This window comes from Gloeothece verrucosa PCC 7822 (assembly GCF_000147335.1).
In the GTDB taxonomy this organism is placed as follows: Bacteria; Cyanobacteriota; Cyanobacteriia; order Cyanobacteriales; family Microcystaceae; genus Gloeothece; species Gloeothece verrucosa.
Window position 1 is genome coordinate 382,862 of the sequence record NC_014533.1, and the last position, 24,114, is coordinate 406,975.

General features: G+C 39.3%; 14 protein-coding genes. 7 read left to right on the forward strand and 7 right to left on the reverse strand.

What is annotated here, in order from left to right; translation table 11 throughout:
* Nucleotides 1-571: 571 nt before the first annotated feature.
* Nucleotides 572-2,023, reverse strand: coding sequence for an FAD-dependent oxidoreductase (locus CYAN7822_RS28720; RefSeq protein ID WP_013334478.1), 1,452 nt, complete (start codon nucleotides 2,021-2,023; stop codon nucleotides 572-574).
* Between the two features lie 657 nt (nucleotides 2,024-2,680).
* Here CYAN7822_RS28720 and CYAN7822_RS28725 point away from each other — a divergent pair.
* From CYAN7822_RS28725 to CYAN7822_RS39745, 5 genes are all read left to right on the forward strand, one after another.
* The gene (locus CYAN7822_RS28725; RefSeq protein WP_013334479.1) at nucleotides 2,681-4,612 is read left to right on the forward strand and encodes a glycoside hydrolase family 2 protein; all 1,932 of its coding nucleotides are present in this window, start codon (nucleotides 2,681-2,683) and stop codon (nucleotides 4,610-4,612) included.
* Complete coding sequence (galT, locus tag CYAN7822_RS28730; RefSeq protein WP_013334480.1) at nucleotides 4,524-5,624, forward strand: galactose-1-phosphate uridylyltransferase; 1,101 nt, start codon at nucleotides 4,524-4,526, stop codon at nucleotides 5,622-5,624. The genes CYAN7822_RS28725 and galT overlap by 89 nt, the downstream gene beginning before the upstream one ends.
* A 361-nt stretch (nucleotides 5,625-5,985) precedes the next feature.
* Nucleotides 5,986-6,609 (forward strand): DUF4142 domain-containing protein, encoded by a 624-nt coding sequence (locus tag CYAN7822_RS28735; protein ID WP_013334481.1) that lies wholly within the window; start codon nucleotides 5,986-5,988, stop codon nucleotides 6,607-6,609.
* A 76-nt stretch (nucleotides 6,610-6,685) separates the two neighbouring features.
* Nucleotides 6,686-7,750: a galactokinase gene (galK, locus tag CYAN7822_RS28740; RefSeq protein ID WP_013334482.1), complete on the forward strand. Its 1,065-nt coding sequence runs from the start codon at nucleotides 6,686-6,688 to the stop codon at nucleotides 7,748-7,750.
* Between the two features lie 274 nt (nucleotides 7,751-8,024).
* Nucleotides 8,025-10,916, forward strand: a complete 2,892-nt coding sequence (locus CYAN7822_RS39745) for a DUF4347 domain-containing protein (protein ID WP_013334483.1) — start codon at nucleotides 8,025-8,027, stop codon at nucleotides 10,914-10,916.
* Nucleotides 10,917-11,339: 423 nt separating this feature from the next.
* Here the strand turns inward: CYAN7822_RS39745 and CYAN7822_RS28760 are convergent, their stop codons facing one another.
* Complete coding sequence (locus CYAN7822_RS28760; RefSeq protein ID WP_013334485.1) at nucleotides 11,340-13,499, reverse strand: family 1 glycosylhydrolase; 2,160 nt, start codon at nucleotides 13,497-13,499, stop codon at nucleotides 11,340-11,342.
* Nucleotides 13,500-13,576: 77 nt separating this feature from the next.
* Nucleotides 13,577-16,003: a UDP-galactopyranose mutase gene (gene glf, locus CYAN7822_RS28765; RefSeq protein WP_013334486.1), complete on the reverse strand. Its 2,427-nt coding sequence runs from the start codon at nucleotides 16,001-16,003 to the stop codon at nucleotides 13,577-13,579.
* Nucleotides 16,004-16,434: 431 nt separating this feature from the next.
* Between glf and CYAN7822_RS28770 the strand changes: the two genes are divergently transcribed.
* Both CYAN7822_RS28770 and CYAN7822_RS38130 read left to right on the forward strand, forming a co-directional pair.
* The gene (locus CYAN7822_RS28770; protein ID WP_013334487.1) at nucleotides 16,435-17,865 is read left to right on the forward strand and encodes an MFS transporter; all 1,431 of its coding nucleotides are present in this window, start codon (nucleotides 16,435-16,437) and stop codon (nucleotides 17,863-17,865) included.
* Nucleotides 17,866-18,087: 222 nt separating this feature from the next.
* A complete protein-coding gene (locus CYAN7822_RS38130) occupies nucleotides 18,088-18,237 on the forward strand; it encodes a hypothetical protein (protein WP_013334488.1) in 150 nt (49 codons plus the stop codon).
* 295 nt (nucleotides 18,238-18,532) lie between these two features.
* Here the strand turns inward: CYAN7822_RS38130 and CYAN7822_RS38450 are convergent, their stop codons facing one another.
* The 4 genes from CYAN7822_RS38450 to CYAN7822_RS28785 all read right to left on the reverse strand — a co-directional run bounded on the left by CYAN7822_RS38450 (nucleotide 18,533) and on the right by CYAN7822_RS28785 (nucleotide 24,058).
* Entirely contained in the window at nucleotides 18,533-18,673 is a 141-nt protein-coding gene (locus tag CYAN7822_RS38450; RefSeq protein WP_013334489.1) for a hypothetical protein, read from the reverse strand.
* A gap of 266 nt (nucleotides 18,674-18,939) precedes the next feature.
* The gene (locus tag CYAN7822_RS28775; protein ID WP_013334490.1) at nucleotides 18,940-20,559 is read right to left on the reverse strand and encodes an acyl-CoA dehydrogenase family protein; all 1,620 of its coding nucleotides are present in this window, start codon (nucleotides 20,557-20,559) and stop codon (nucleotides 18,940-18,942) included.
* A 292-nt stretch (nucleotides 20,560-20,851) separates the two neighbouring features.
* The gene (locus CYAN7822_RS28780) at nucleotides 20,852-23,410 is read right to left on the reverse strand and encodes a condensation domain-containing protein (RefSeq protein WP_013334491.1); all 2,559 of its coding nucleotides are present in this window, start codon (nucleotides 23,408-23,410) and stop codon (nucleotides 20,852-20,854) included.
* 261 nt (nucleotides 23,411-23,671) lie between these two features.
* Nucleotides 23,672-24,058 carry an acyl carrier protein gene (locus tag CYAN7822_RS28785; protein WP_013334492.1) on the reverse strand — a complete coding sequence of 129 codons (387 nt, stop codon included), beginning with the start codon at nucleotides 24,056-24,058 and terminating at the stop codon, nucleotides 23,672-23,674.
* Between the last annotated feature and the right edge of the window lie 56 nt (nucleotides 24,059-24,114).

A 24,114-nucleotide genomic window follows, 5' to 3' on the forward strand; every position in this document is an offset into this window, starting at 1 on the left:
TTTTGCTAGTTCTCGTAAATTCATCGTAAATCTTGGATTTAAAACCCCGTCCCAGAAAGACGGCTTGACATTCCCTGACGGGAAACTGGTTTTTACTCGCGCTCAGACGACAACCAGCCAACTCGCTTAAGTTCTCTTACCGCGATACAACTTAGATGGCTTGTCTTAAGCCAACGCCCTAAGCAATCAGGCTTACAGAAAATCCGAACTAGGGAAGCATTCGAAGGTCTGTATTAAGTAGTATCTCGATGCGGTATCACCTCTTGCCTCGTCTAGATTGACCTAGACAAACTCCTTCCCTTGAGCGGCAGGGTGGGTGAAAATAAACGAGATATGGATATTGCAATAATACACTGAAATTGAAGAAACCGGGAAGAAATTTTGCTTCTGCTTGAGAAGGTACTGAAAAACTTTACTATTGTTCACATAATCATAACCGACTGATAACCTTATACCAAAGGCAATTAGCAATCAAGAATAGACAAAAATAAATAGTTAACTGTTTGGCAAGGGAACAGGGAACAGCAAAGGATTTCAAGGCTTTTACATTTTTTAAGATAGATTGATTTATTTATGTCCAGGTACTTAACACAAGACAACTGAGTAAAACTAAACCGCCTAAAATCCCTAAAGCTAAAGTAGTTCTATTACTTTTAGCTAAAATTTCTGAATAAGATAACTCATGATTTTGAATCAGCAAAAAAGAATGGGGACTAAACAGAAAAGGAAATAGGCGGCTTAAAACCAAACGTAATAAAAAATTAATATTCCATAGCCGCTTCTGGAAAAGATTTTGATTATATTGCCAAGGATAGCTCACTTGTACCAAGCGAATCAAAGCTTTAACATCAGGTAGTCGTAACTCTTGATAACGAGGAAGTGCTTGAGAGAGATCATCTTTAGTTTCATTTAAAAGATCTTTCAAAAGATAGATATCTTCTAAAGCTGAATTCACTCCCTGTCCTAAATCGGGAGGAAAACTATGAATAGCATCTCCTAATAACAGAATAGCCGTTTTTGAAGGGGAATTTAAGCCTGATTCTTCTAAAATTTTCCAGAACTGGGGGCAATATTGAGGGATAGGAAATTTGCCCCCTTTACTAGCCATAAATCTAGCAAATTCTTCTGGAGGAACAATTTTATCTAAAGGTAATTGAGGAAAAGACTCTTTTAAAAACTGTTCAAATTCTTTAGGAGTTTTTAATTGCCAAATATAGTGATCCCGATAAGTAATAATATTGGCAGTTCTGGGCTGTAAAGAATTTTTAAAAGGTAATAAACCTAAAGAAAGCTTCTTGTGGCGGTCTTGAAAAACTGAGCGAATAACATAAGCCATGCTAGATTGTGATAGATCACCAGCTTGTTCAGAAAGCGGAAATTGAGGCTTAAGAGAAAGAATTTTATATAGTAATTCTGAACTCGGCGAAGGAAATTTCAAGACCTGAAAACAAGTTTTGTCCTCTTCTATTTCCTGTAAAAAAGACCGGACAATAGAATTGATGCCATCACAACCGATTAGGAAATTGGGATAAAAGCTAAATTCCCCTTGTTGATTTGATTGGCAAATGACTTCTAAATAATCACTTTTTTTTTCAATACTTAAACATTCAGTATTAAATAAAACTTGAATATTATTTGGATATTTCTCAATAATTTCCTCGTAAAGGACTTGTAAAAACTCTGCTCTAGGTAACCAATAAGCAGTTTTTCGTTGAGCATCCACTATAGGAAGCTGAGTAGTTTTACGCTTACCATTTTTATCAATTACAGTAAAGTAAAATTCTGTACTAGGAACACTTTTAGCCGCCAATTTTTCAGTAAAGCCTAAAAAATCTGTTAATTTTTGCCCTCGTCCATCAATTTGATAACTAAAAGCCTTATCAGATTCATAATAATTCGCCGAGGGTCTTTTTTCCAGAACAGTAATATTACTCCATCCTCTTTTAGCTAACATTAAAGCCACGCTCAAGCCTGCGGGACCGCCACCGATAATTAATACTGAATTCTCTGATAACTTACTCATATTAATGACTGGTTTGTTTTCGTAACAGGATTTTAACGAGCTAGGAGTTACGCACTCTCGATTAAAAACAACGATTTTATGTCATCCACCAGTGGTAGCGAAGGAGCGCGGACAATCTCAAACCCTAATGATTTCGTGGAGAGTGCGTAAGTCATACGAGCGTGGACTGTACTTATTATATCTCTAGTAAGTAGTAGTGCTTTCATCAAGTTGATACCCGAACAGGGAATAGAACTGGATATATAGTTAATTTTGCTTGGGTACTTATCCCGTTAGCGGCTTGGCACTGAGTGTGAATTTATAGCCTTTTTCAAGTAAAGCCGCTTAAATTTTAGTTTTTATTGCATATTTACTTTTATCTGTTGCCTTTTATTTCTCCCTCTTGCCCCTTATTTATTACCCCTTATTGAGTGGCTCTTGCCTTTATTAAGATTATTTGTATCCAACTGCGTGAAACTACTTAAAACAATCTTAAAAACAGTGCAAAGTATCAAAAATAACGACATTCACTCAGCTTACATTTGTATAGTAATATGCCATAATATCACCGATGGGAAATAAAAAATGCCAAGCAAACTCAACAGTATTAGTCAAATTAGACCAGGCTGATCAAGGGTTTCTAAACCGAAAAAAATTGTTATCAGGAGTTAACGAGTGATGGTCTTTCTAGAACTACAAAAAAATGCTCTAACAGATAGAGCGTATCCACGCCCCCAATTACAACGCTCTCATTGGCAAAATCTAAATGGGTTATGGAAATTTGCCTTTGACGATCAAGGACAATGGACACAGCCAGACGATGTTGATGTATGGACTCATAATATAGAGGTCCCGTTCGCTCCCGAATCTACCCAAAGTGGTATATCTGATACAGGATTTCATGCGAATTGTTGGTATGAGCGAGAATTTCCTACCCCGAGCTATGAAGGAAGATTGCGGCTACATTTCGGAGCAGTAGACTACCACGCAAGAGTTTGGGTAAATGGGCACTATATGGGAGAACATGAAGGAGGCCATACCCCCTTTAGTTTCGATATTACCTCAGCCCTCAATGATAGCGGCATAACAAAAATTACCGTCTGGGCGCACGATGACCCCTGTGATCTAGCCAAACCGCGCGGTAAACAAGACTGGCAACTCGAACCCCATAGTATTTGGTACCCTCGCACCAGTGGAATTTGGCAAACCGTTTGGTTAGAGTGTGTAGGAGAGACTTACATAGAGAAAATTCGTTGGACACCAGAACTAGACCGATGGGAAATCGGTTTTGAAGCTTGTGTAAGCGGCAAACAGCAAAAAGACTTACAAATTAAACTCAAACTCACCCTAGGTGACACCGTATTAGCGAACGACACTTATGCAGTCTATGGCGGAGAACTAAACCGCCGCATCGCACTTTCGGACCCTGGAATAGATGACTACCGCAACCAATTACTCTGGAGTCCAGAAAAACCCACTCTCATTAATGCTGAAATAGAGCTAATTTTAGGCAATAAAAGCTTAGACAAAGTAAAATCCTACACCGCCATGCGGACAGTGGGAATACAGCGCGACCGTTTTATGCTCAATGGCCGTCCCTACTATTTACGCTTAGTGCTAGACCAAGGTTACTGGCCAGAATCATTGATGAGTGCCCCCAATGATGACGCGCTACGGCGAGATGTACAATTAGTAAAAGCAATGGGCTTTAATGGCGTTCGTAAACACCAAAAAATAGAAGATCCCCGCTTTTTATACTGGGCTGATGTTTTAGGATTATTAGTTTGGGAAGAAATGCCTAGTGCCTATCGTTTCACCTCTAAAGCCATCGGGCGTATGACTCGAGAATGGACAGAAGTCATTGAACGAGACATCAGTCACCCTTGTATTGTCGCTTGGGTTCCTTTCAATGAATCTTGGGGAGTGCCCAACCTCACAGAAACGGCGGCTCACAGAAATTATGTACTAGCCATGTATCATTTAACAAAAACCCTTGACCCCACTCGCCCGGTCATTGGTAATGACGGATGGGAAAGTACCGATACTGATATTCTCGCTATTCATGACTATGATAATGAACCCAGTCATTTAGTGCGGCGTTATGGCTTAGAAGTTAAATTAACAGACCTCTTTGAAAAAGAACGTCCCGGAGGACGAGTTCTCACCCTAGATGGTTATCCTCACAACGGCCAACCCGTCATGTTAACCGAATTTGGCGGCATCGCCTACGCCCCAGAACATGACCCAGAAGCGAACAAAATTTGGGGATATGCCCGCAGTTGGCAGACCAGCGAATTACAAAAACGCTATGGAGAGTTATTAAAAGCGGTTAATTCCATTGAATTATTTAGCGGCTTTTGCTATACCCAATTAACCGATACTTATCAAGAGGCCAACGGCTTATTATATGCTGACCGTACACCTAAATTTAATATTGAAGCTATTGCTAATGCCACTTTAGGAAGAGGTAGTCAACAAAAAGACGACGTTACACTAAACTCAACTTGGTCATCAGAGGAAAATGTACGTCCGAAAACTACTGAAGCCGGATGGCCGCCAGCTAACTTTGTACAGCAGGCTACCCATTGCGGAGGAAATAACGGCACCTAGTCCCAGTGTTGAACCAGTACAGGCCAACCCTCATTTAAGGTGGCATCCGTTACGGGGCGAATGGGTCATTTATGCGAGTCATCGTCAGGGGCGGACCTTTATGCCTCCCCCTGAATACAACCCCTTAGCCCCCACTACTAATGCACAATTTCCCACAGAACTTCCTCAAGGTGCTTATGATATAGCGGTATTTGATAACCGTTTCCCATCTATGACCTTGGCGGCACATGATCCCCCGGATAGCTTTATACAAACCTTACCCGCTAATGGTGCTTGTGAGGTAGTAGTGTTTACTCAAGACCCCCAAGCCTCTCTAAGTTCTTTAAGATTAGACCATCTAGAATTATTACTAGCAGTTTGGGGCGAACGAACCCGTATACTCGGGTCAAAACCTGAGATTCAATATGTTTTACCCTTTGAAAATAAAGGCATAGAGGTGGGTGTTACTTTGCATCATCCTCATGGACAAATTTATGCCTATCCGGTCATTCCCCCTGTACCTGCCCAAATGTTGAAAATGCAAGCGGATTTTTATCAAGAATTTGGCGTAGGTTTACTAGAATATTTAATTCAAGAAGAAATTACTGATAATCAACGGATTATTTATCAAGACAAACACGCCATTGCTTTTGTTCCCGTTTGCGCTCGTTATCCTTATGAGGTGTGGGTGGCTCCTATTAAACCCGTAGCAACTTTTAATGAGCTTACCCCAGAACAACGCCAAGCACTAGCGAAAGCTTTAAAAACAGTTACCCTTAAATATGATGGCTTATGGAATCGTTTATTTCCCTATTTAATGGCTTGGTTTCAAGCTCCTACCGATGGAAAAGACTATCCAGAAGCGCATTTACACGCTCAATTTTATCCCCCTTATCGGACTAAGGATAAATTGAAATATTTAGCCGGAACCGAATTAGCCGGCGGAATGTTTGCTAATGATTCTTTACCTGAAGAAAAGGCTAAGGAATTACAGTCTGTTAAGGTCACTATTGAAGAAGCATTAAAGTTATAAAATTTACTGAAAAAATAGTGCTTTTCAAGCTAGTAATTGACCAAATAATCTGTATTGATCTCTGTAGGAGTTAAGCACTCCTGATGAAAAACAACAATTTTATGTAATCCTGAGCGAAGCGAATTTATGTCATCCCTCGCTGTGCGAAGGATATCGAACTATCTCAAACCCTTGTGATTTGGTTATGGTGCGTAAGCCCTACTCTGTAAGTTTCGCCCCTAGAAAAAAGGGTGGCTGTAGATAATTTCTTCGTCATTTACCTCACCAAATTAGAAAAGATTATAATAATTATTTACAAGACAAACGCCTTTAATTTTGCTTACTATAAATGCTGTTAATTAAGTAGATTCAAGAAAAAAATATGAAACAAAGATTAAGTATTATTGGTCTTTTTGTCGTAGGATTAATAGCCACTTTAGGAATTTATCTAGGGGTTCCTCATTCTAATCAAGTTGTGGCTCAAACCCCCAACCCTACTACGACCCAAACCACTCAATTAAATGAAATAGATCGTCAATTTATTATGGAGGCAAATCAAGCCGCCATCGGGAATATTATGCTGGGACAACTGGCACTGAAAAAGTCCAATAATTCTCAGGTTCAAGCCTTTGCTAATGCCGAAATTCAAGAACAAACCCAAAACCAAAATAATTTAAACAAAATTACCCCTCAATTAGGTGTAGATTTATCTAGAACACCTACGGCTAAATTTCAAGCCGCTATGGCAAGACTTTCTCAACTCAATGAGGAACAATTTAATTCAGCTTATATGGATGAAGGAGGCGTTAACGCTCATTTAGAAAACGCGGCTCTTTTTCAACGAGAAGCGGCATTTGGCCAAAATCCTCAAATCGTCGCTCTGGCTAATAGTAGTTTACCCATTATTAAGCAGCATTTTACCACTGCTAGTAATGCTACTAACTATCAATTTGCCGAAGTTTTGCGGCAATATAGTAATATAAGCAGTAATTCAGTCACTAAGTAGTTTAATAAGTAGGGGCGTTTTGACTAGCGTCCCTTACTTTTTTTTGACCTATCGCCTTTTCCCTTGATAATTACTGATGACTTTTCAAAAAATTTTTAATCAAGAACCTAAAATAGAAACCAGTGCCCCAGGACGAGTAAATTTACTCGGAGAACATACTGACTATAACGACGGTTTTGTACTACCTACCGCCATTCCTCAACGAACAACAGTACAGTTAGCTTTAAGTTCTGATGGCTATCACCATTTTTACTCAGAAAACTTAGACGAACTGATCAATCTTGTAGAAGTTAATCATAGCCCGTCTGGGTTTGCGAGTTATATTTTTGGCTGTATGGAAGTTTTGCGAAAACAAGATTCTCGTATACCAGCATTAAATATTTATATTAAATCATCTGTTCCCATAGGGTCAGGATTATCCAGCAGTGCGGCGCTAGAAGTCGCCTTTTTACGAGCATTACGTCAGTTACTTGAGCTACAACTGGATGATGTGATGATAGCCCAATTAGCACAGCAAGCAGAAATTCTTTATGCTGGTGTACAGTGCGGCATTATGGACCAAATGGCCTCCAGTCTTGCCGATACAGAGCATTTATTATTTTTAGATACTCGTACTCTAGAACGTCAGGTACTTCCTTTACCCGCCAATACAGAAATTGTCGTGATTGATAGCGGCATACCTCGTAGCCTGGCCAGTAGCTATTATAATCAACGCCGCTCTGAATGTGAGCAAGCCGCACATTTATTAAATGTCAAAGCATTACGGGATATTACAAACCCTGAAGCGGTAGAAATATTACCCGAACCCTTACGAAAACGAGCGCGGCACGTCATCACTGAAAATAACCGCGTTTTAAAAGTGTTAGATTCAGTTTCGCCTCAAGAATTTGGTCAATTAATGAATGCTTCTCATGCGAGTTTACGGGATGACTATGAAGTTTCTGTGCCGCCTTTGGATACTTTGGTAGATTTATTACAAAATACGGCAGGCGTTTATGGTGCAAGGTTAACCGGTGCCGGTTTTGGGGGGGCTTGTGTGGCTTTGACTGCTGCCGGCAAAGGGTTTGAAGTGGCGGCTAGTGTACTTGAACAATATAACCATCTGGGTTATCAAGGGCGTGTTCTAGTGCCTGTTAAATAGGCTCAGATCTTGCACCTGTGTCTAATGCTATCTGGTAAAAGGTAAGGCTTGTAGAGACTGTTTGTCTATTTCTTATTACCTATTTCTTATTACTGATTGCCTAAAACTCATTCATCTGCATCTATCAACTTAATAACAGCAATATTTACTTTTATTAAGTTTTTTGTATTTTATTATATTTGTCGGTATTATTTTATTTAGCATGATTTTTAATGATTATTATAAAAAGGCATTAAAAACTCAAGATTAAATCCTGTAATTTAGACGCAATAGTATGAAGAATAACTGTCAACAAAATCGCAAAAAAATTGAGCATCAAAAAAAATATATCAATTTAAGCTTAGAAAGCCTGAGAAAAAAAAGATTATCTAAAAATCTCACTGATGAGCTTTCTTCTTTAGTGATCATAGATTCTGGTGTCAAAGACTATCAACAGTTATTAAAAGGCGTTAAACAAGGAATAACCGCCCTAACTTTATCATCTTATCTTGATCCCATTGCCCAAATTACAAGCATCTTGGTACAAAATCCAGAGATTACAACGTTACATTTAGTGTCTCATGGTTCTCCAGGATGTTTATATTTAGGCAATAAAAAACTGAACTTAAACACCCTTACTAATTATCAACAGCAACTAAAACAATGGAAAATTCAACAAATTTTACTATATGGCTGTAATGTAGCCGCACAAGACGGAAAAGAATTTTTAACTAAGCTTCATCAACTAACAGGCGCAACCATTCAAGCCTCAGAATCTCTCACAGGAAATGCCACTTTAGGAGGAAATTGGCAATTAGAGTTTACGGTACAAGATACAGCTACTTCAGAATTACTTCAAATTCCCGAAATAGTTTTTCGCTCAGAAATTTTAAAACAATACCAATCCATATTAGCTGCTCCTGCTTTAGTCGGGGTATGGGAACGTATCAGTAATATTAGCGATGTGGCGCTAGTGGGAAACTACGCTTATGCTGTAGGTGATGGATTAGAAGTCATCGATATTAGCGATCTCAGTGATCCGATGTTTAGGACGTTTACTAACAAGATTTCTGGGAGTGTAATAAAGGTAACTGGAAATAGAGCTTATGTTGCTGCTGGAAATACAGGATTACAAATCATCGATACTAGCAATCCAACACAGCCAACTCTTTTAGGAACCTATGATACTGTTGGCTCAGCTAATGATGTCACAGTAGTGGATAATATTGCTTATGTTGCTGATGGCAGTGCGGGGCTACAAATTATCGATATCAGCAATCCGGCCCAACCAGTGCTTTTAGGAACTTACGATACGCCTAATGAGGCTACTGATGTGGAAGTGGCAGGCAATACTGCATATCTTGTTGGTGGACTTAATTCACAACTCCAAATTATCAATATTACCAATCCCTCACAACCCTTGCTTTTAGGAACTTACGGGAATTTTAGTTATGCGCGAGATGTAGAAGTGGCGGGTAATATTGCTTACGTTCTCGATTACAATTCAGGACTACAAATCATCGATGTCAGCAATCCAACACAACCCGCGAGTCTGGGAAGTTATGGTCCTTTTAACGCTGCCAGGGACCTAGAAGTGGCGGGCAATACAGCTTACATTACCAGTTATTATGGAATAAACACCATTGATATCAGCAATCCGGCACAACCGGTGTCTGTGGGCTATTATGGTAGTCCTGGCACTAATGGTAATTTGACATTGGTGGATAATACAGCTTACTGGGCAACTAGAGGAATAGAAATTCTCAACATCAGTAATCCAGCGCAACCCGAGCGTCTGGGAGGTTATGGAACTGCTGCCAATCTTAATAGTGTGGCAGTAGTAGGCAATACGGCTTACCTTGCTGGAAACGGAGAAATAGAAATTCTCAACATCAGTAATCCAGCGCAACCCGAGCTTCTCGATATTTACGATACTCCTGGGAACGCTACTGATCTGACAGTAATCGGCAATACTGCCTATGTTGCTGATGGCAATGCAGGACTACAAATTCTTGATATTAGCAATCGGTCACAACCAAGTCTATTGCGAACTTATGATACTCCTGGCTATGCTCAGGATGTAACAGTAGTGGGCAATACTGCCTATGTTGCTGATGGAGATGCAGGACTACAAATCGTTAATATCGCTGGGATTACCGACACAGACGAGCCAGCAGAACCCGCCCTTCTCGGGACTTATGATCCTTCTAACTCTGTTCAGGATGTAACAGTAGTAGGAAATACTGCCTATATTACTGATATAGCAGGAATACTACAAATCCTTGATATCAGCAATCCGGCACAACCAACACTTCTAGGGAGTTATGATAGTCCTGCGGCGGCTAATGAGGTGACAGTAGTTGGCAATATTGCCTACCTTGCTAATGGAGAGGCCGGACTACAAATTCTTGATATCAGCAATCGGTCACAACCAACGCTTTTAGGAAGTTATGATACTCCCGGCTCAGCTAGTAATGTGACAGTAGTCGGCTTTACTGCCTACGTTGCTGATGGAGAGGCCGGACTACAAATTCTTGATATCAGCAATCCGGCACAACCCACTCTTAAGGGCACTTATGATAATGCTGGCAGTCCTTTTGATACAAATAGTTTTGGCTATCCTTTAGATCTCACAGTAGCAAACAACTATGCTTATCTGGTTTCCACTGGCGGACTGGAAATTATTGATGTCAATAATGTTGCTCCTAACCCAGTTAACCCCAATAACCCAGATTCACTGCTTAACACTCCTGTCTATCGGTTTTATAACCCCAACTCCCAAGAACATTTCTTTACCATTAATTCTACAGAAAGAGATTCAGTCATAGCTAATCCTGCATGGGGTTATCAATATGAAGGAATCGGTTTTTATGCCTCTACTATACCGGGTGATAATTTATTGCCGATTTTCCGCTTTTATAGTCCCAATTCAGCAGAACATTTGTTGACTGCCACTGTAGAAGAACGGGATAATTTGCTTGCTCATCCTGAATGGGGATATAACTATGAAGGCATTGGTATGTACGCTTACGGAGCCGATGCCAATCGAGCAAACGATATTTTCCGTTTTTATAATGCCAGTTCAGCAAAACATTTCTTGACTGCCACTGTAGAAGAACGGGATAATCTGCTTGCTCATCCTGAATGGGGATATACCTATGAAGGGGTTGCCTTTGAAGCCGGTTAATTTTAGAGAACGGAGAAAGACTCTTTCCCCACGATGTCGAAAGAGCCAGAATATTTTCTAAGAAATAAATCTAGGATTGTAGGGTGGGTTAGGCGCGGGGATAATTTTTATAAGAAACGAATAAGTTTTGGGCAGTGCCGTAACCCACCAGAGAGGATTTCGTATCTCGATGAACATTTTCTTCACGATATCGAAAGAGCCAGAATATTTTCTAAGGAATAAATCTAGTTGTTTTTAGAACTATTACAATATTCCCAAATGTTACTAATATTACTATTCCTATTGAGATTAAAATTAACCCTATTCTTTTTAAAGCTTGAGTTTCATTACTCGCCTTGAGTACAAAAAAAATCTCAACCGCAAAAACTATTAACATTATGTAAATAAATTCTAACATTTAAATCATTTTTTCAAAAACTATCATTAACTCCGATACTCATCAAAATAGCGAGACATAGCACCATCAAGAGAGGGCAATAACTCCGCCTTATGACTTCCCAATACACTATAACTAGGACGCGCCGCAATCAAACCCAACTCTTTCAAGGGTAAACTAATTAAATTATCAGTATTAACCCCAGCCGCCTGCGCCGCATAACGCGCCAAATCAGCCCAAGAAATAGCCCCTTTATTAGCCAGATGCCACAAACCACACTCATCATCCACCAACAAATCAAGACTCGCCTGAACCAAATCCGGTACATAAGTCGGAGAAATCACCACATCTGAGGCAGCGACAAAAGATTCTCCCGCCTCTAACTGACGCAAAGCGATAGTAACAAAATTATATTCATCCCAAGGACCAAAAAAAGCGCTAGTACGAATCACTAACGCCGTTTCATCTGCCGCTAATACTTGTTTCTCCGCTAAAGCTTTACTACGTCCATAAACATTAAGCGGCGCAATATCATCATCTTCCAAATAAGGATTACTCCCTGTGCCATCAAAAACTAAATCCGAAGAAAACGTTAAATATTTCGCTCCATAACGACGACAAACCTCTGCTAAAATAGCCGCTCCCTCAGCATTCACTTTTAAACAAACCTCTGGTTCCTTTTCCGCATCATCCACCCGCACATAACCCGCCGCATTAATCACTGCCCAAGGTTTCAACTCGGCTAATACCCGCTCAATAGACACCGCATCAGTAATATCCATCTCTTGACGTGACAACAAACGATAGGCCACTCCTCGTATTTCGCACAGCCGCCCAAAAGCTTTTCCTAACGTTCCACTTGCCCCCACAATAACCAGGGGACGCGCAGAGCTTAGGCTGTCAGTGCTTGGGCTTGATGGGCATAATAAACGAATAGAACGATGCCACCACCCCGGTGTTTCTAGTAGAGGATGGTCTATATCGCATCCATGCGTTAAAGAGCGGATCAGATGGGCGATAGCTGTGGGTCTAGGTTGGGCAGAACGTAAATCAAACACACCTGGCTCATAAAACCCTGAGTGGCGAGTAACTAAACTATTCCAATCATAGCTACCCAATAAGGCCCAAGCGGTAATGGCCCGAATATCCACTCCTTCGGTTTGTAGTTGCAGGGCAGCATTCCACGCCTCATAAAACCAGCGTATTTGCTCCTCACGAGTACACCCTAAATGAACTTCAGTAACAGCAAGCGGCAATTGATAACGTTCCCAAACTTCTCGTAATAAACCATAATGTCCGGCTATCCCTGACTCAAGCACTCGCACCGCCTCCACATCTACATACTGATGCCGCCCATTGCCGCCATGAAGCTCTGAGGGATATAGCTCTAATCGTTCATCCAAAAAGCGATCACTCGTTAAATAATGATTAATTCCTAGAATATCCGGCGGACAAGGATTCTCTAAAAACCATTCTAACTCCGCTTGTGTAATGCCACAGTTTGTTAATAAAAATTGCCCTATGGGATGAGCGGCATTCACCCGGCCACAAAGTAAGTCAAAACTCAGCCAACGGCGCTCATTTTCAAATTCCGTTTGATAGGCTAGGGTGGGTGTACTGTAAGTTTTTCCTAAATCCTCAGTTTGCACCAGTTGAGCATCGGGGTTAACTTCACGGATAGCCGCCATCGCTAAAATTATCCCACGACATTGATTAAATAAGGCGCGGGCAAAGGTTGCATTGTCTCGTCCATGAGGATACCAATGGCCATACAAGCCGCTAAATCTAGCAGTAGTTAAAGGTTCATTGATAGGGGTATAAAGATTGACCCAAGGATAACGTTGTGCGGCAGCACGGGCATAAACGGCGAGTTTTTCCGGAAATTCGGGATCGATTAAACTCGTATAACGCGGGCCACTCCCGTGATGAACTAATCCCACAATGGGACGGAGATTAAGTTCTTGTAATCGTTTTAATCGTTCATCAGGCCAAGACCAATCAGCAGATTTTATCCCATTGGGGGCGACTTTCTCCCAGAGTACCGGATAACGAAGGGCAGTTATGCCAAGTGCGGCAAAGCGTTCTAAGTCTTCTATTCTGCGGTTATGACCATTATATTCTAATTGATCTAAATATTCCTCGCCAACTCGATTGACGGTACATTCTATGCCGCCCCAAATGTCTAAGCGTTGTTTTAAATTATTCATACTAGGTCAATTCTTATTATGCTTATGCTAATGTAAGGTGCGTTACGCTCTGCTAACACACCCTACTCAATGTTTTATTAACTGTTAGCAGTTGCTTTAACAGCAATTTGTTTATAAGTTGCTAAAGCTTGGGCCACACAATGATCCATATTTAAATACTTGTAAGTAGCCAAACGACCAACAAAATAAACACCAAACGTTGATTCAGCTAAGTCACGGTAATGTTTATAAATTTCCTGGTTTTCTGGGCGAGGAATCGGATAATAAGGGTCACCCTCGGCAGTGGGAAACTCATAAACAATACTGGTTTTGTTATGTTCTTGTCCTGTTAGATACTTAAACTCAGTGACACGAGTGTATAAATGTTCATTAGGATAATTCACCACTGGGGCAGGTTGAAATACCGGGACATGATGAGTTTCATGTTTGAAATTGAGAGAGCGATAAGGCAGTTTACCAAAACGATAATCAAAAAACTCATCAACAGGCCCAGTATAAACCATTTCACGGCAAGGAATCGCTTTTTGAATTTCTCGATAGTCGGTATTAAGCATCACTTTAATATTAGGATGGCTTAACATCTTTTCAAACATTCGAGTAAAACCATGTAGCGGCATCGCTTGATAACTATCAGTAAAATAGCGATTATCCCGATTAGTACGAGTGGGAATACGAGCAATAACCGATTTATCTAATTCTGAAGGATCTAAACCCCATTGCTTGCGGGTATAATTACGAAAGAATTTTTCATAGAGTTCTTGACCCACTTTACTGATAACCACATCTTCACTGGTACGAATGATATCTCGAGGTTCGGCCACAGATTTAAAAAAGTCTGCCACTTCAAAAGAATTAAGATTCATTCCGTAAAGTTTATTAATAGTATCAAGATTGATGGGAATCGGTACTAACTGTCCATCAACGCTGGCAAGTACCCGGTGTTCATATTGCCGCCACTGAGTAAATAGAGATAAATATTCAAACACATGGTGAGAATTAGTATGAAAAATATGGGGACCATATTTGTGAACTAAAACCCCATGATCGTCATAATGATCATAAGCATTTCCGCCAATGTGGTTACGCTTATCTACCACTAAAACTTTTTTGCCAGATTGACTCGCTAAACGTTCAGCAATGACACTACCAGAAAACCCTGCACCGACTACTAAATAATCAAAAAGAAATTCCCTGGTAATAATATTAGGAACTTGGGGAATATCGGTAGTGCGGCTATCATAACGAGCGGCAATCGCTGAATCAATCAATTGCAACATCGAATCCCAGGTTTTATCCCAAGAAATAGTTTCTAAAAAAGCATCTACTTGATTGAGCCATTCTAAGCCGGATATCTCTTCAAGTAAAATATTATCCACCGCCGCCACAAATTCTTCTACCGTGTCAGCAATTTGCACTAACCCTAAATCCCTATAAGGACTCACCACATCGCGAATAGAAGTAGAGACAACCGGTTTTCCAGCCGCTAAATATTCAGGGGTTTTGGTAGGACTAATAAAACGGGTAGATTCATTGCGAGCGAACGGCAGCATCGCTACATCCCACCCGGCTAAATAATTGGGTAATTCTTGATATTTTTTACCCCCTAAATAATGAATATTTTCTCGTTGGGGTAACGTAGCTGGATCAATTTTGACAACCGGTCCAACGATGACTAAATGCCAATCAGGACGAGCATCCGCCACCCCGGTTAACAGTTCAATATCCATCCGTTCATCAATTACGCCAAAAAATCCTAAGCGCGGATGAGGAATAGCGGCTTGGTCTTCGGGGTCTTCTTGAATATCTCTGCCTTGGGCAAAGTGTGCTACATCAACGCTACTGGGGAATGGGTAAATATTTGGGTGCTGATTGGCTTTACTTTCATAAAGACTTTGGCCCCCTGTAAATACGATATCTGCACAGCGAAGGAGTTCGGTTTCGCAGGCTTTGAGTTTTGGGGAAGCACCTTTAAAAGCCGATAATTCATCCATGCAGTCATAGACGATAGCGGCGGGTTCTAAATGGCGTGTAAATTCAAGCGCCATTGGTGTGTAATACCAACTGATATGCTTGTAGATTTTTTGTTTGATCAACAAGCTATCGATGAGTTGTTGTAAAAGTGTATTGATAGCTGTTTCATTTAAACCTTGGGGTAGATGAGGAACGGCAACAAATACGCCGCTTTCATCTTGATTAATTTCCCATTTTGCCACTGATTCTGAATCAAAAATTGGCTCCTCTACAAAAAATACTCTCCTTCCTACTGCACAACGACTAAGTAAATGTTGTGGTCTTTGATAGACAAAGTTCCAACGTAAATGAGATAAACAAATTACATCTAAATTACCTAATTTCTCTCGCGGAAAATTTGCATTAATTAAAGCTAATTCTTTTTGTAGAGAGCTAATTGAAGGGCTGTTTTCATCTAAAAAACTTGGGATCTTAATCTCCATTTGGCTATTTCCATTCACCTGATTTTTGGGCGACTCGTTTTTATTGATCATAAATAAACCCTTTTTTCATGTTATAATTTTTTATCAGCAATCTAAAAAACAAAAAATGACTAATATTCCTGTGTTTTAGTGCATTAAGTTAGGGATTTTCACTTGACTGCTTACTATTATAAAAATAATGCTTATTTGTGCAAATTTCTTCTATCAAAAGGAAGAAATGAAACAAGAATAAAAAAAAGATGAAGTTATCAAGTATTTTTTGATACAAAGACGGTTGCTTTTAAATATGTCTTGAGTATAATAGACGTAATTAAGTTTATGAATTAAGGCAGGCTTTACACCGACAATGTAAAAATAGAGAACAGCTTACACCAGTCTGTCAAAAGAGGCTAAATTCATAAATATAATTTTTGAGTCGGAAATAAATATATAGCCTTTCCTAGTCTACTTACCTTTTGCCTTTATACTCCAACTCTCTGCTTATGACAACCACAACCACTGAATCTAAATCCTTTGAACAACGACTCGATGAGTCTAAAATTACCCGCATCATGTGGTTACTTTGGGCTTTATCGGCGGGCTTAATTGCCCTAGATGGTTTTGACTTTTTTATTATTGGTGTCGCACTTCCTTTTTTAAAGCAAGATTTTAGTTTAAATGCTTTAGAAATAGCGGCAGTGGCCGTAGCGGCGGTAGCTGGTTCATTGGTAGGCTCTTTAACATTAGGTCCGCTTACCGACAAAATCGGACGACAAACAATGCTTTTAGTAGATGTGGCAATTTTTGTCATAGCCACCACAGGAACCGTTTTAGCCTGGAATGCGACCTCTTTAATGATCTTTCGTTTTCTGGTGGGTGTGGGTATAGGGGCTGATTATCCCATTAGCGTTTCTTATATTACTGAAAATGTCCCTTCTCGCTTGCGAGGCCGGATGGTGATAGGTGCTTTTACCTTTCAAGCTATCGGTGCTTTTTTGGGCGCTATAACTGGATTGATCGTTATTTATTTATTTCAAACATTTTACCCGGATTCTTCTATACCCGCCATTCACTATGCCTGGCGTTGGATGTTAGGAGTAGGATTAGTGTTGGCTATAGCAGTAGCCTTTCTGCGGCTGAGTTTTTTATTGGAAAGCCCCCTTTATCATATAGCTAGAAAGGAATATCAAGAAGCATCCCAAGCCGCTTCTATATTACTCGCTCAACCAATTATTATTACTTCAGAAACCGACCCACCCTCCAATGAGCCTGTATTGCCTTACGGTGCTTTATTTGCCTCTAAATACCGTAAAAGAACCCTATTAGCCGCAGTTCCCTGGTTTTTTCAAGATATAGCTACTTATGGCATAGGGATTTTTACGCCAGCTATTATTGGTGTTCTGGCCTTTGCCGGTGAAGATAATTTTATGGCTCGGGAAATGGCTTCTGCTCAAGGAGCGGCTTTAGTCGATTTGTTTTTGATTGCCGGGTTTTTGATAGCGGTGTGGTTAGTTGACAGCGTAGGACGAATTAAACTACAAATTGTCGGGTTTTTAGGGATGGCGGTAGGATTGATGATTTTAGCTTGGTCTAATAGTGGTTCTTCCCCTAATCAATCCCATATTACCTTAATTTTTCTGGGATTTTTCATTTTTAACGTGATGATGAATGCTGGGCCTAATTCCACAACCTTTTTATTGTCAGGAGAAATTTTTCCCACTTCTATTCGCGCCAGTGGGGCAGGGTTTGCAGCAGCTTTTGCTAAAGCCGGAGCGGTATTAGGAACGTTTGCCTTACCTATTCTCCAACAATTTTTGGGAACTCCCACTCTGTTGCTATTGCTGGCTTTGTTTTGTGTTCTAGCCGCTCTGATTACTTATATTTATCGTATAGAAACTACTGGCAAATCTCTTGAGACGGTGAGCGAAAACTAAAAGGAGTTACGCATTCCTGATTAAAACCAACCATTTTATGTCCGAAGCGAGCGATAACGAACAATCTCAAACCCTAATCATTTCCTTAGAGTGCGTAAGTTTTAAAGTTGACTGTGTAAGTTAGCACTTACTTGCGCCTTGTCCAATTAATTAAAATTTTAGATTGTGTTAATTTTTTCGAGGCAAATGGGAATAATAAAAATAGAATACAAGGAGGTCGTTATGTCAAACTATTATTATGACAACCAAGGCAAACTTTGTTACAACCGTTGGGTAGAAGTTGTTCCTAACCGTAAAGTCTGTTTAGTTTATCGAGAAAACAATCAAGGCACCTTTGAATTAGATAATACTGAACCTAATCATCAGTCCTAGCTTAACTAACTAAGTCACTGGCCACTTTTTTAACTTAACTGTGCAATCAGATACGAGGTATCGTTACCACTTATGCATAGAGTGCTTTATGTATGTTCAGCTAGTGAATATAATAAAATTGTTGGTTTTGGGATTTAGCCAAGCCGCTTTTTAACTGTTGACAGTTATCCCTACTTAAATCAGACATGATTAATTTGCTATTTATCCGCTTTTTTTATAAATCTAACTTTTACACCCCACACCCTACCTTAATTATAAGTTTCGTGTCACCCCGTCAAGGGTTAAAGGGGAAAGGTTAAATGTTTTGGTTTAAACAAATCTTGTGAAATTCTAGTTCAAAATTATTTTTTTGATTATCTAAAAACTTTTTATCAACTTTTGTACTTCTAAAAAATAATTGAGGAATTTTTTCTTTAACTTTTTGTTTAATTTCCATATATTTAAAAAATTGTAATTAAATCTAATTTTAAACTCAAGCAATAAAAATCTATCAACGAAAACTTAAACTAACAGGGTAAATTGGGCAATCGAGAAGGGGGAATGGGGAAAGAATAAAATAGCCTGGGGTGCAACACTCGTGTTCCGCACTTTGTCCCTTCGCCTTTAACCTTTCCCCGATATGAGAAAGTTTTAAATAAATTGGTGCAAGCTCTGAGTTTTAGGGTGTCAGCGTTTCTTCTATTTTTAATGATGCCCACCTACTTATTGTTTAAGTAAATAGTCAAGAGCATAATCTTCACCGGGAAGAGTTTGTTCAAGTTCTCCAATGGATTCAGTATAACTAGAGATTAACGCTTGATTTTCATCAGCATTTTGGTAAGCCGAGGTAACCGGTGAACCCTTCAGAGCTTTAGAAAAAGTAAAATCAAATTGAGCTTGAGTCCAAGTAATAGCACGAGCTAATTCAGGGGATGGACTGACGTTGTATTTTCCTTGTAGCATCGCTAATAAAAATCCATAAGTGCCTAATTCACCCATGAGGGTGAAAGCCCAGCTTCGAGCAGAGCTTTTATTAGCAAAAGGTTCAACAGAAACGGACCATCTTTCATAGATCTCTTGAAGTTTATTAGTTAAATCATTCCAAAGATCCACAGCCGCTAACTGCTCACAGAAAAACCTTTCTAATTCTTTTCTGGGCCGAACTAAAGATGAACCAAAAAACATATTAAGGGTTTCAGTAGGGCCTTCAAAAATGCGGAATATTCTAGCATCACGTAGAATTTGAGGAGCAATATTGGTTTCAATATAGCCGCGTCCCCCCAAAAGTTGAATCAGATCATCTGCCGCCTGTCCCAGAAATTCAGGACCCGAAGTTTTGCAAGCAATATAAGCCTCAGTGGGAACAGAAACTCCCCGGTCAAGGAGTTCCGCAAGTCCATACACTAAAGTTTCTACGGCTGTGATGGCGGCGGTAAGATTACTCATACGTACCAGCGTTACTGGATTATCCATCAATTTTCCTGTGCCAATATCGCGACCGGTGGCATACTTTAACATAAGCTGGGCACAACGCTTCATCGCACCAACACTTTTAGCCGCAATAGCCAGACGGGTATACAACATAACATCTTGAGCCACTGTCATTCCCGAACCAATTTGACCTAAAAGATTGGTTTCATTGACTAATACGTCCTCAAGATGTACAGCATTCTGGACTATACCCCGCATACCCATCGTTAAAGCTTCTAGTCCGTGATTTAATCCTGGAGTCAGTTGTCGCACAGCAAAGCCGGTGATGCCAGCCGGCTTATTTTGCTCATCATAAAGTTGAACAAAAACATTAACAACACCCGCCCATGACCCTAAACCAATCCAACTTTTTTGTCCTTGTAACAGCCATTGGCCTTGTTGTTGCATGATTCCTGTGGCAGATATCGCTCTCGGATTGGAACCCGCACCCGGTTCTGTTAAAGCAAAAGCGGCTAATTCACGGCCTGTCGCTAGATTAGATAATATCTCTTCACGAAAAGTATCTGTGGCATATCGTTCTATCGTACGAATTCCTAAAAAACTATTGATTACGACAAATGTCGCTAGTGCAATATCAATGCCGGCCAGTTGTTCCACTACCCGAAGCGAATCAACATTTGTCAGCGCTAAACCCCCATACTTTTTCTGGACTTGCATCCCCAATAATCCTTGATTGCCAAAATCGAGAATAATATAAGGAGGAATACAACGACGCTCATCAATTAAACGAGAGTTAATACGCTTATTCGCATAAGTCCGTACCCAACTAATGAGATCATTAGCTTTTTGTTGACTCATCTGGGAGTTAATAGAGGTATCATCAGATGCAGGGCTAGATTGTAAAGTAACCATAATTATTGAGAAATTAACTAGGTGAACAAAAGCTTAGGCAAGAGGCAATAAGTACCTGGACAAAAATCAAGTTAACTGTGAGGTTAGGGTGTCGGGTGTCGGGTAATTGTAGCCATTTTACAATTCTTTATATAGAGTGCTTGATTTATGTCCGACTACTTAGGCACGAGATGAGAATTTTTATATTTCGTAACACAATGTCTTTTATTGATGTCCAGGTACTTAACAATAATAAAATATAAGAGTGAGGTTTATTTACGATTTTTTATCAAACCTTTTTTAACCGAATATTTTATCTAAATAATTTTTCTGATTTTTTTTCCCGAAAAGCTGTTAATTCTGTCAGAGGTTTATTCTCGTGAGCTTCTTGCAAACAAGCTTTTAATTGCTTGCCAACGAGTTGTACATAAGGTTCTTTTAAAAGAGTTAGGTGTTCTGCCGCAAACTGGTACATTTTAACCCCTTCAGTAGCAATAGAACCCCAGCCTAAAAAAGGATCGATATATCCTAAAGCGGGATCAAAGAGAGAGTCACTCAAGGCAGACCTCTCACTTAAGCTAAAAAGAGTTATTGAACCTGGATAAACTTTATGTTTATATTTTCTTGAAATGGTATAAACGTTTTTTCTAAATAATTGATTCATCGCTATTGCAGAGGAAAATGTAGAATTTTTAAAAACATTAGATTGAGATTTTTGAATAATTTTTTGAGTTTTATTTTTTAAATAGGGCAATGAATATTTGAATAGGTTATTGGCATGACCTAAAATTCGTAAATGAATAGGTTTAGGGATATAAGCGCCGGGCCCTGGTGTATCAAATAAAACCAATAAAGCCACTTGTTCCCCTTTGGCATATAGTTGTTGTGCTATCTCAAAAGCCACAAGACCGCCAAAAGATAGACCCCCTAAATAATACGGTCCTTGCGGTTGCACGGTGTAGATTTCTTTTAAATATCGCTCGGCTATCTCTTCTACTGTTTTGCTGTCGTGAACAGAAATTTCCCTCATTAATCCATAAATGGGTTGCTCCAACCCTAAATAAGGAATTAAAGAAGCATAAATTCCTACTCCTTCGCACAAAAATAAAGGAGGTTTGTTTCCATGAGGTTGAATAGGAGCTAAAGAGGAAGTCGCTAGAGAAGAGTCACTGCTAAAGAGTAATTTAGTGATTTGTGCAACTGTGGGTGCTTGGAAAATCTTTGCTAAAGATAATTGACTATTAAAAGTTTGTTGAATGCGCTCACAAATACGAGCGGCTGATAAAGAAGAAGCTCCCAAAGCCAAGAGATTATCATGAACCCCAATAGGATTAATCCCTAAAACTTCTTGCCAAATTTGAGTAACTTGAAGTTCTAATACAGACCTTGGAGGTTCATATTCTGTTTGCACTATTTCGGCTATAGAATTAACAGATAATGTTTCAACAAACTGACTGTAAGATGGGACAGATGAAAGCCTTTTTTGAGGATTATTAACCAAAAATTCCAGTAAATTTTGATAATCAGTAAGAATTTGACTAATGCGGCTGTCATCAAATAAATCAGTTTTGTATTCCAACATTCCCTGAAGTTGTTCTGACTCCTCCCAGATAGAAAGATAAATATCAAAATTTACTCTACCTGGATGAATAAACTGACTTTCAGAATGAATTTTATCGAGACCTAGATCCGGAAACCACTTAAAGTCTACCGTTAGTAATACTTTTGTGAGTGAGGTTTGAATAAGATTAGGTAAATTTATAATATTTTGAAAGGGTATATCTTGATTTTTATAAGCATTTAGGGCAACCAGCCGCACGCGGCTAATTAACTCAAGAAAATTCGGATCACCCGATAAGTCTGTCCTAAGAGGTATAATATTATTAAAATAACCAATTAAGCCCTTCAATTGGGAACGATGACGGCCGGCAATCGGTGAACAAATAATGATATCTTCCTGTCCACTGTATTTATGTAATAACACCTGTAAGCTGGCCATTAACGTCATGAACAAAGTAACATTTTGTTCTTTACTCAAGGCTTTTAGTGCTTGAGTTAGGCTTGGAGAAAGTTGAAAAGACTGGTAATTTGCTAAGTCTCTAGTAAATCTATTAGTTTGAAAGCGGTTAACGGGTAATTTAAGGGTAGATATAGTTCCTTGTAAATGCTTTTGCCAGTAAGCCATCTGTTTTTCAGACTGCTGACTCGATAGTGCGGAACTCGTTTCGCACCCCAGCCAATCTCGCTGTTTTTGAGCAAAGTCAACATACTGAATGGGTAAGTCAGGTAAAGGTGAAGTTTTCTCTTCACAGAAAGCTTTATAAAGTTGATTTAATTCCTCAGCCAAAACATAAAAAGACCAACCATCAGAAATGATATGGTGCATAATGAGCAATAAAATATGTTCTTCTTCTGCACAACGAATCAGTTGGATAGACCATAACAAACTCATGGTTAAATTAAAGGGTTTTCTAGCCGCTTCTATCAATAAATTCTGCGCTTGCTTCTTGCGTAGGTCTTCAGGAAGATTTTGCAGATCAATAACTGATAAAGTATAAGAAAAATTGGATAAAATAGATTGAAAAGGTTTTTGTCCGTTGTAGAGAAATATTGTCCGTAAAATTTGATGCCGATTAATTATAGCTTGTAAGCTTTGCTCTAGTGCGATTAAATTGAGCGGTCCTTTTAAATTATAAGTTACTGCCAGGTTATAAACAGGACTATCAGGGTTAAGTTGAGCATGAAACCAAACACGTTCCTGACCTAAAGAAAGTGGAAATAAAGCAGATTGTTTTTTTTCAAGCATTTCCCTGAGCAAAAAATTTTTTTCTGTCTGAGAAAGCTTATCTATTTCGTTTCCAGTGTATTTCATAATTAACTTTAAGGTTAGGTTATAGTAACCGCTAAAGGCAGGCTTAAAGACTAAAACCTAAGAAGACCAAGATTTTGTCTTTTGCCTCTTGCCTTTTGATATAACTTAATACACCTGCTCTAGGATTTTTGATGAGTAAATGGACAAAAGTCAATCGAACTCTGTAGATTAAGAATACTTAATTTCAAAAATAATTAACACAGAAGTTGAAATTTTGTCCAGGTACTATGAATCGTAAATGAGGCTAGTCTTGGGAAAAAATTATTTTAATAATTGACCCAATAAAGCATTCATTTGCTCTTCAGATAGTTGGTCAATATTTACAGAAACCTTTTGAGAATCAGCTTCAGAAGACAAGTTATTTGTTTCGATTTCAGCACTATTACCGGTTTGTTCTGATAAATATTCAGTTAAAGCATCAATTGAAGGATAATCCCATACAAGGGTAGGAACAATTTCAATTTTCAGCCAGTCTTCTAGATCGCCCACCAACATCATCGCGGTCATCGAGTTTAAGCTATATTCTAGTAAAGATTTGCTCGTATTAATTTCATTTTCTGATAAGTCTAGTTCTTTAGCTATCCAAGATACTAACCAGTTTTGAATCGAACTTTTTGTTTCCCCTCTAGTTTCCAGTTGTGTACTCATTGGCGAAAATCCTCCGGTGGTAAAGTTAATTGTTTAAATTATACTACATTTCGCTA

Bases quoted from the DNA above. Each gene is read 5' to 3' on its own strand.
- CYAN7822_RS28770 (WP_013334487.1), top strand. From the start codon at position 16,435: ATGACAACCACAACCACTGAATCTAAATCCTTTGAACAACGACTCGAT.
- CYAN7822_RS28725 (WP_013334479.1), top strand. From the start codon at position 2,681: ATGGTCTTTCTAGAACTACAAAAAAATGCTCTAACAGATAGAGCGTAT.
- CYAN7822_RS39745 (WP_013334483.1), top strand. From the start codon at position 8,025: ATGAAGAATAACTGTCAACAAAATCGCAAAAAAATTGAGCATCAAAAA.
- CYAN7822_RS38130 (WP_013334488.1), top strand. From the start codon at position 18,088: ATGTCAAACTATTATTATGACAACCAAGGCAAACTTTGTTACAACCGT.
- CYAN7822_RS28775 (WP_013334490.1), bottom strand. From the start codon at position 20,559: ATGGTTACTTTACAATCTAGCCCTGCATCTGATGATACCTCTATTAAC.
- galT (WP_013334480.1), top strand. From the start codon at position 4,524: ATGTACGTCCGAAAACTACTGAAGCCGGATGGCCGCCAGCTAACTTTG.
- CYAN7822_RS28735 (WP_013334481.1), top strand. From the start codon at position 5,986: ATGAAACAAAGATTAAGTATTATTGGTCTTTTTGTCGTAGGATTAATA.
- CYAN7822_RS28760 (WP_013334485.1), bottom strand. From the start codon at position 13,499: ATGAATAATTTAAAACAACGCTTAGACATTTGGGGCGGCATAGAATGT.
- CYAN7822_RS28720 (WP_013334478.1), bottom strand. From the start codon at position 2,023: ATGAGTAAGTTATCAGAGAATTCAGTATTAATTATCGGTGGCGGTCCC.
- CYAN7822_RS38450 (WP_013334489.1), bottom strand. From the start codon at position 18,673: ATGGAAATTAAACAAAAAGTTAAAGAAAAAATTCCTCAATTATTTTTT.
- CYAN7822_RS28780 (WP_013334491.1), bottom strand. From the start codon at position 23,410: ATGAAATACACTGGAAACGAAATAGATAAGCTTTCTCAGACAGAAAAA.
- galK (WP_013334482.1), top strand. From the start codon at position 6,686: ATGACTTTTCAAAAAATTTTTAATCAAGAACCTAAAATAGAAACCAGT.
- CYAN7822_RS28785 (WP_013334492.1), bottom strand. From the start codon at position 24,058: ATGAGTACACAACTGGAAACTAGAGGGGAAACAAAAAGTTCGATTCAA.
- glf (WP_013334486.1), bottom strand. From the start codon at position 16,003: ATGATCAATAAAAACGAGTCGCCCAAAAATCAGGTGAATGGAAATAGC.